At 74.3% G+C, this 4,693-nt stretch carries 7 protein-coding genes; 1 reads left to right on the top strand and 6 read right to left on the bottom strand.

Annotated features, from left to right (window positions below; all coding sequences use genetic code 11):
* From PKY62_RS12125 to PKY62_RS12105, 5 genes are all read right to left on the bottom strand, one after another.
* Positions 1–808 (bottom strand): hypothetical protein (locus tag PKY62_RS12125; protein ID WP_324537315.1); only part of this gene is annotated, 808 nt, incomplete at its 3' end.
* Positions 808–1,557, bottom strand: a complete 750-nt coding sequence (locus PKY62_RS12120; RefSeq protein ID WP_324537313.1) for an ABC transporter ATP-binding protein — start codon at positions 1,555–1,557, stop codon at positions 808–810. The genes PKY62_RS12120 and PKY62_RS12125, both read right to left, overlap by 1 nt.
* On the bottom strand, positions 1,554–2,216 hold the full coding sequence (locus PKY62_RS12115) for a PadR family transcriptional regulator (protein WP_324537311.1): 663 nt from the start codon (positions 2,214–2,216) through the stop codon (positions 1,554–1,556). The genes PKY62_RS12120 and PKY62_RS12115 overlap by 4 nt, the downstream gene beginning before the upstream one ends.
* Before the next feature lie 105 nt (positions 2,217–2,321).
* Positions 2,322–2,687 carry a GntR family transcriptional regulator gene (locus PKY62_RS12110; RefSeq protein WP_324537309.1) on the bottom strand — a complete coding sequence of 122 codons (366 nt, stop codon included), beginning with the start codon at positions 2,685–2,687 and terminating at the stop codon, positions 2,322–2,324.
* Complete coding sequence (locus tag PKY62_RS12105) at positions 2,684–3,547, bottom strand: hypothetical protein (RefSeq protein ID WP_324537307.1); 864 nt, start codon at positions 3,545–3,547, stop codon at positions 2,684–2,686. Before PKY62_RS12105 ends, PKY62_RS12110 begins: the two co-directional genes overlap by 4 nt.
* A gap of 38 nt (positions 3,548–3,585) precedes the next feature.
* On the opposite strand from PKY62_RS12105, the gene PKY62_RS12100 reads away from it, so the two are divergent.
* Complete coding sequence (locus tag PKY62_RS12100) at positions 3,586–4,194, top strand: hypothetical protein (protein WP_324537305.1); 609 nt, start codon at positions 3,586–3,588, stop codon at positions 4,192–4,194.
* Between the two features lie 25 nt (positions 4,195–4,219).
* Here PKY62_RS12100 and PKY62_RS12095 read toward each other — a convergent pair.
* Positions 4,220–4,693: cupin domain-containing protein (locus tag PKY62_RS12095; protein ID WP_324537303.1), on the bottom strand; the 474-nt coding region annotated here is incomplete at its 5' end.

Raw genomic sequence — 4,693 nt, 5'->3', positions numbered from 1 at the left:
ATTTTTCGAGGCCGAGGCGGAAGCCCCAGGAGACGAGCGCGTTGATCGCCAGCACGTGCGACCACGTGACGGGCGCCGGGCCGACGACGTACCAGGACGCGACCGCCTGGACCGGTTCGAGGGTCGCGGCTGCGTCGAGCACGGCACCGGGCGCGGCGAGCGCCTCGATCCTCGACGGGTTGGGAGCGATGAGCCCGACGATCGTGAGGCTGCTCGTCGCGGCGGCGATGCCGGCCCCCGTGGCTACCACGTGGTCGCCCACGTCCACCCCCAGCCGCTCGGCGTGCTCGGGGAGCACCGCGATCTCACCGTCGACGGCGGGCAGGTGCCCATCCAGCACCCTGACGAGGGCGCCGAGCTCCGCCGTCCCGGTCGGCACCTCCACGAGCCGCACGTCGCGAGTCGACCGGCCGTCCGACGTGCGGAGCCACGTGTACGTCGACAGGACTCGGACGAGGGTGTCGGCGGCGGGCAGCGCCTCGTCGAGGTCTCGCTCGTAGTCCACCAGGAGCAGCTGATCTAGTTGCGGCGTCGTGCCCGCGTAGCCCCAGCCCTCACCCGGAAGGTCCTGCTCGAGCCCCGGCGAGACGAACTCGCCGATCCGAGCCTGTGCGGTGGCACCGAGGTGCCACTGCACGTAGCGCTCCGCCGTGGGCACCGAGGAGGTGGAGAGCGTCAGCCCGGCGGACGCCGCAAGCACAGGCAGCCCGATCATCGCCGCCACGAGCGCGGTGCGTCCGCGCGCACGCAGGGCGTCCCGCCGGGCGATCCGCGCCGTCGCGCGCAGCCCGGCTCCGCGGCCGCGCATCAGCCGAGGTCCCGCGCCACGGCGGCGAGCAGCGACTCCGGACCGGCGGAGGCGCCCGTGCTGTCGACCACGGCGCCGTCGCGCAGGAAGATCGTCCGGTCCGCCCATGCTGCGAACCGCGCCTCGTGCGTGACGAGCAGCCCGGCGGCGCCGGCGTCGACGCGGGCCCGCAGCACCCGCATGACGTCCTCGCCGGCCACCGAGTCCAGCGCACCCGTCGGTTCGTCAGCCAGGACGAGGCTGCGCGGGCCGACGAGCGCGCGCGCGATGGCGACGCGCTGGCGCTGGCCGCCGGACAGCTCGTCGGGGAACCTGTCCGCGACCTCGACGATGCCCACCTCGGCGAGCGCCTCGAGTGCCGCAGCGCGGGCCGCACGCGTCCCCAGACCGTCGAGCTCGCGGGGCAGCGCGACGTTCTCCGCCGCCGTCAGCGCCGGGATGAGGTTGAAGTCCTGGAAGACGTAGCCCACGCTGCGGCGCCGCAGGGCAGCGCGCTCGGCGAGCCCCAGACCGGAGACCTCCGCACCGCCCACGGTGACGGTGCCCGCCGTCGGCGTGTCCAGGCCACCGGCCAGGTGCAGCAAGGTGGACTTGCCCGAGCCGGACGGCCCCATGACCGCGACCAGCTCGCCGAGCCGGACCTCGAGGTCGACTCCCGCGAGCGCCTGGACGCGCGCGGCGCCCTCACCGTGCACACGCGAGACACCGCGCAGGGTCAGCAGCACGGGGCCCAGGCTCGCCGGGTTCACGGCCGCACCTCGTCGGCCGACGTGGGGCCCGGGCGGGAGGTCAGCGCGGCGGCCGACGGCCGGGGGGCGACGTCGTCCCCCTGCGCCGGCGTCGCCTCCCCGCCACCGGTCCTGGCCCTCTCGCGGGCTGCGCGGGTCACCCTGGCCTCGACGTGATCGAGCCACCGCACCTCGGCCTCGGCGGAGAACACGAGGTTGTCCAGGACGAGCGACCAGGCGAGCTCCGAGCCACCCGCCTGTGCCCAGCCATCGCCCCCGGTCGCCTTGAGCCGGGTGTAGTCGTGCAGCGCGCGCATCGTCTCTGTGCGCTGCGCCTGGACCACCCGACGGACGTCGACGCCGTGCGCGGTGACGGCCAGCGCCAGCTTGATGGCGAGCTCGTCGCGCGCCGGGGCGCTGCGGTCCACGGGCCGCGACCACCAGTCCGCGACCTCGGTCGCCCCGGCCACGGTGAGCCGGAAGCGCTCGACGTCGGCCTCGCCCGCGTCCGGCACCGGCTCGACCAGTCCGTCACGCACCAGCCGCTGGACCGTCGTGTAGACCTGCCCGATGTTGACCGGCCACGTCCCGCCGGTGCGGCGCTCGAACTCCTGCCGGAGCTGGTAGCCGTGCATCGGCTGCTCGCCGAGCAGCGCGAGGATTCCCTGACGTACCGACATGCGTCCCCCTACGAGATTGCTTACCGAGTAAGCGACGATGGCCAGATTGCTCGGTAAGCAGCGAGTGTCAAGGAGCCGGTCGACACGGCCACCCGCACGGATCGGCTACAGCCGCGCGAGCGCCTCGTCGACGGCGCGGTGCGCTGCGCCCGGGTCGAGCCCCAGCTGCCGGACGACGAGCGCCACGGTGTCGGCCGCGGCCGCGAGGTCGTTCGCGGTGGTCGTCACGCGGGCACCGTCGAGCACGATCGTGCCGTGCCGACCAGCCGACTCGACGAGCCCCTCCCGGGCGAGCGCGTCGTACACCTTGTGGACGGTGCCACGGGCCAGCCCGAGGTCGGCCGCGAGATGGCGGATGGGTGGCAGGACGCTGCCCGACGGGAGCTGACCCGAGGCGATGAGGCGCTCGATCTGCGCTCGGAGCTGCTCGAACACCGGGACGGCCGAGCGCGCGTCGACGCTGACGATCACGGCAGCACCCGTTCCGCGCCCGACGGGACCACCCAGCCCCGGGGCGGGCGGGGCGAGGCCTGGCGGAGCAGCACCAGCGTGGCGACCAGCCCGACGAGCCCGACGAGCCCCTGCAGCGCACGCAGGGCGTCTCCCAGCGGCAGCGATGCCAGGACCCAGGCGAGCGTCTGCACCGCCGCGGCGAGCTGGAGCCACGCGGTCGCGGTGCTCGCGAAGACCCTCATCCGCAGGTCGACCTCGAGCGCACGGTCGGAGAGCACCGGCCGGCGGCGCCCGGCGATCGCGCGGAGCGTCGCCTCGGCGAGCACACCGACGGCCAGACCGCCGAGGGCGATGACGAGCGGACCGAGGCCGCGACCGAGGACCTCGACGACGACCCCGGCGAGGAGCGCCGTCACCACCAACCCACGGGCCTGCAGCGTGACGTCGGGCCGGGCCGGGGTGGGGTGGGCCGCCAGGGACGCGGCCACCGCGGTCGATGGCGGCTCGCTGAGGCGGAAGCTCTCCGCGGACAGGGCACCCACCACCAGGCCGACGATCCCGCAGAACAGCACGTTGGCCAGCGGGCCAGCACTCACCGCCCCGTCCCCGACCGTGGACCACCTCAGCCCCAGGACGAGCGCGAGCAGCACACCCAGCAGCGCGCCGACTGCCCGGTGCCGGCGGTGGCGCGTGAGGTAGCGGGCGAGGACGTCCGACTCCCGCTCGGTGAGAACGGAGCGCCCGGCGAGCCAGTGGACGTCTCGCGTCGTGACGGCGACCGGGACGAGGACCGGGGCCACGACGAGCGCGACCAGGAGCAGGGAGCCCACGGCCAGGAGCGCCACGAGGAGGACCGAGATCGCGCTGACCACCGTCACCCCACTCGTTTGTCGTACTGTCATAGTACGATGGTGCAATGAGCACCGCAAGCGTGGCGGACCCGAGCCTTGACTCCCTGGTCCCGCGGCCCACGGCCGGGCGCAACCTTGCCCTGCTGGGTCTGGCGGCGGCACTCGGGACCGTGGCCTGGTTCTCCCCGACGGTGCTCGCACCCACGCTGCGGGCCGGCGATGTCGGCGGTGGCGCGTGGCAGACGTTCGGCACGGACGGTGTGCTCACCACCAGCGAGCTGAGCCCCGCAGGATGGCCGTCGCTCGTCGTCGAGTCGGTCGAGGACGTGCCTGGGGCGCACGTCGTCGGCGCGTGGGTGCTGCCGCCCGAGGCGCAGCTGCTCGGGTCACCCACCGATGCCCACCCGGAGTCCCTCGCGCTCGAGGATGTCCTGCCGGGCGTCGACCTCGGCCCGGCGACCGCACTCCCGCAGCGGCTGTCGCCCGGGCAGACCGGAAACCTTCTGGTCCGGTGGGAGATCACCGACTGCCAGGCCCTCGTCGCCACAGATCCACCGGTCGCCGTGCTCCGCTCGGCGATCGGCCCCCGTCACCGCGAGGTTCTCCAGGAGTGGGCCGGACCAGCCTTCGACCTGACCCTCCTGGTCGACAGCGGCGCCTGCCCGGCTCCCTGATCCGCGCGGGCCCCAGTCTCCTGCGTCACCCTCGCCCGACGAGCAGCCACACCGCCGCGGCCGCTGTCGCCACGAGCGCTGCGAGCTCGAAGACCTCGCGGGACATGCCGCGCACCAGCCGCCGGCCGGCCAGCGCGCCGACGAGGATCCCCGGGGCGATCGCCGCGCTGAGGCGCAGCGAGTCAGGGGTGATGAGCCCGAGGCCCACGCTGAACGGCACCTTGAGCAGGTTGACCGCGAGGAAGAACCAGGCCGACGTGCCGAGGAACGCCAGCGTCCCCACGCGCATCCGCAGCAGGTAGAGCGCCATCACCAGGCCGGTGCGAGCCTTGATGGAGTGCGGCATGTTCGGCGCCATACGGAACCAGGTGCCGGCGCCGGCGGCGAACGCCTCCCCGCCGGCGGTCGCGTCCGCCTCCCCTTGGAGGACATGCACGATGGTCGGCCGAGCCGATGTGTGCTCGGAGAGCTCCTCCCCTGCCGCGAACGCGAACAGCAC

This window comes from Actinotalea sp. (genome assembly GCF_035443605.1).
Lineage (GTDB): Bacteria > Actinomycetota > Actinomycetes > Actinomycetales > Cellulomonadaceae > Actinotalea.
The sequence above is the reverse complement of the archived record's forward strand: the minus strand, read 5'-3'. Positions and strand labels throughout refer to the sequence as shown.